This is a genomic window from Sphingomonas sp. (assembly GCF_023266535.1).
Lineage (GTDB): Bacteria > Pseudomonadota > Alphaproteobacteria > Sphingomonadales > Sphingomonadaceae > Sphingomicrobium.
This window is the reverse complement of record NZ_JAHFPY010000121.1, coordinates 1-2,667: the sequence shown is the minus strand read 5'-3', so window position 1 is coordinate 2,667 and position 2,667 is coordinate 1. Positions and strand designations below refer to the sequence as shown.

3 protein-coding genes are annotated in these 2,667 nt (G+C 65.1%); all 3 read left to right on the top strand.

All coding sequences use genetic code 11. From position 1 onward, the window contains the following. The first annotated feature begins 105 nt into the window (after positions 1-105). From egtB to Q0C64_RS13380, 3 genes are read left to right on the top strand one after another with little or no spacing between them, the layout of a single operon-like run. On the top strand, positions 106-1,341 hold the full coding sequence (gene egtB / locus Q0C64_RS13390) for an ergothioneine biosynthesis protein EgtB (protein ID WP_294124338.1): 1,236 nt from the start codon (positions 106-108) through the stop codon (positions 1,339-1,341). Next, positions 1,325-2,284, top strand: coding sequence for an L-histidine N(alpha)-methyltransferase (gene egtD / locus Q0C64_RS13385; protein ID WP_294124337.1), 960 nt, complete (start codon positions 1,325-1,327; stop codon positions 2,282-2,284). Before egtB ends, egtD begins: the two co-directional genes overlap by 17 nt. A 59-nt stretch (positions 2,285-2,343) precedes the next feature. Beyond that, positions 2,344-2,649, top strand: a complete 306-nt coding sequence (locus Q0C64_RS13380; protein WP_294124339.1) for a YggT family protein — start codon at positions 2,344-2,346, stop codon at positions 2,647-2,649. Positions 2,650-2,667: the final 18 nt, after the last annotated feature.

Here is a 2,667-nt window from a genome sequence, read left to right as displayed (position 1 = left end):
GCCTGGGGCAACTCGCGGCGATTAGGGCGCCGTTCGTCCGCAATAGCGAACATTTATAGAACAGATGACTTTCCCCGCGGACTGAATCATGGCAGGGGGCTGGCCATGGCCCGAGGAGACTCAGCCACCGACGGCAACATGCTCCGCGACCGGCTGGCCGCGACGCGCCGGCTGACGCTCGACCTTGCGGCTCCGCTCAGCGATGCCGATGCGACCATCCAGCCGCATCCCGATGCCTCGCCCGCCAAATGGCACCTGGCGCATACGACCTGGTTCTTCGAAACCTTCATCCTGCGCGACCATGTGCCGGGCTATCGGCTGCACGACGAGCGCTGGGCCTATCTGTTCAACAGCTACTATGAAGGCGAAGGCGAGCGGCACTCCCGGCCTAGGCGCGGCATGCTTAGCCGGCCGAGCCTCGACGAGGTGCGCAACTGGCGCCTCGAGGTCGACGAGGCGCTGCAACGTGCCCTCTTCAACCTGCCGACCGAGGTCCTAAGCTTGGTCGAACTCGGCATCCACCATGAACAGCAGCACCAGGAGCTGTTCCTGACCGACATTTTGGCGACGTTCGCCGAGAACCCGCTTGAGCCGGCCTATGGCGCGCTCGATCCGGCGCCGGCTGCGGGTGCCGGGGAGCTTGAATGGATCGAGGGACGCGAAGGCCAGCTCGAGATTGGCTCGCACGATGGTCGCTTCGCCTTTGACTGCGAGCGGCCGCGCCACCATGCGCTGCTGCATCCCCACCGCATTGCCAGCCGCTGCGTCACCAACGGCGAGTGGCAGGACTTCATCGCCGACGGCGGCTACCGGACGCCGGCCCTATGGCTCAGCGAGGGCTGGGACTGGCGAATGCGCGAAGGAGTCACATCGCCGCTCTATTGGCGCGGGGATGACGATCAATTCACCCTCGCCGGCCGTCGCGCGATCGACCCGCAAGCGCCGGTCGCCCATGTCAGCTACTATGAAGCCGACGCCTTCGCCCGCTGGGCCGGTGCGCGCCTGCCGACCGAATTTGAATGGGAAGCAGCGTTCGCCTCGGATGATCCGGACATCGGCAACCAGCTCGACAAGGCTGGAGCCGTCGCGCCGTGTGCCGGCGGAGGTCCGTTCGGTGACGTCTGGCAATGGACCCAGTCGGCCTTTCTTCCCTACCCGGGCTTCAAGCCTGAGGAAGGCACGGTCGGCGAATATAATGGCAAGTTCATGAGCGGGCAGATGGTGCTGAAGGGCGCCAGCTGCGCCACGCCGCGCAGCCATTCGCGCGCCAGCTACCGCAATTTCTTCCCGCCGCCTGCTCGGTGGCAGTTCACGGGAGTGCGCCTTGCTCAAAACGGTTGAGAAAGTCGATCCGGCGTTCCGCGCCGACGTGCTGAACGGCCTGGCCGAGCCGATTCCGGCGATCCCGGCGCGCTGGCTTTACGACCGGCGCGGATCGGAGCTGTTCGACGAGATCACGCGGCTGCCGGAATATTATCCGACCCGCACCGAGACCGCCCTGCTCCAGGATAGGATCGGCGAGATGGCGCGGCTGATTCCGGCGGATTCGGCGGTGATCGAATTTGGCGCGGGCAGCGCCACCAAGACGCCGATCCTGCTGCATGCGGTCGATCCGGCCGCCTATGTCCCGATCGACATCAGCGGCGATTATCTGCGCGAAAGCGCCGCGCGCGTCGACGCCGAGTTCCCCGGGATGAAAGTCTATCCGGTCGAGGCCGACTTCACCAATCATGTCGACCTGCCGCCCGAGATCGCCGCCATGCCGCGGCTGGGCTTCTTCCCCGGTTCCACCATCGGCAATTTCGTGCCGCAAAGCGCAACAGACCTGCTCCGCCACTTCCGCACGATCCTCGGCACCGGGGCGCGGCTGCTGATCGGCATGGACCGGGTCAAGCCGGTCGACCGGCTGATCGCCGCCTATGACGATCCGGCAGGGGTGACCGCCGAATTCAACCTCAACCTGCTCCGCCGCATCAACCGCGAGCTGGGCGGCGACATCCCCCTCGATGCGTTCCGCCACCAGGCGCGCTGGAACGACATGATGGGGCGGATCGAGATGCACCTCGTCGCCGCCCGCGATGTCGAGTTCACAATCGAGGGCCGCAATTTTGCCTTTGCCAAGGGCCGCTCGATCCACACCGAGAACAGCCACAAATATGGCCCGCGCGGTGCCCGCCTGCTGCTGCTGGCCGGTGGCTGGACCCCGCTTGCCGAATGGAATGCCCCAGGCGAGGATTTCGCCTTGATCCTGGCCGAGGCCGAGCGCGAGCGCTTCGCTCCCTAAACTTGAGGCGCAGCGAGATTGTGCGGAGACGGATCGGCGGCTAAGCCACTGCCATGCTGATGCTCACTGTCATCAAAATCGCCATGTTCCTGCTCAACGTCCTGTGGTGGGTCATCGTTCTGCAGGTCATCCTCAGCTGGCTGATCGCCTTCAACGTCATCAATACGTCGAACGACGGCGTGCGCCGGTTCCTGGTTGCGCTCGAACGGTTCCTCGACCCGCTGTACCGGCCGATCCGCAAGATATTGCCGGACTTTGGCGGGCTCGACTTCTCGCCGCTGGTCCTTTTGCTGGCGATTTCGCTGATCAACCAGATCATCCTGCCCGACCTCGCCTACAGCCTGATCGCTTCGGGAACCTCCTAACCATGGCCGCACGGCTGA

What these genes read in the sequence shown, in the direction of transcription:
- Q0C64_RS13380 (WP_294124339.1), top strand. Translation starts at nt 2,344, where the DNA reads ATGCTCACTGTCATCAAAATCGCCATGTTCCTGCTCAACGTCCTGTGG.
- egtB (WP_294124338.1), top strand. Translation starts at nt 106, where the DNA reads ATGGCCCGAGGAGACTCAGCCACCGACGGCAACATGCTCCGCGACCGG.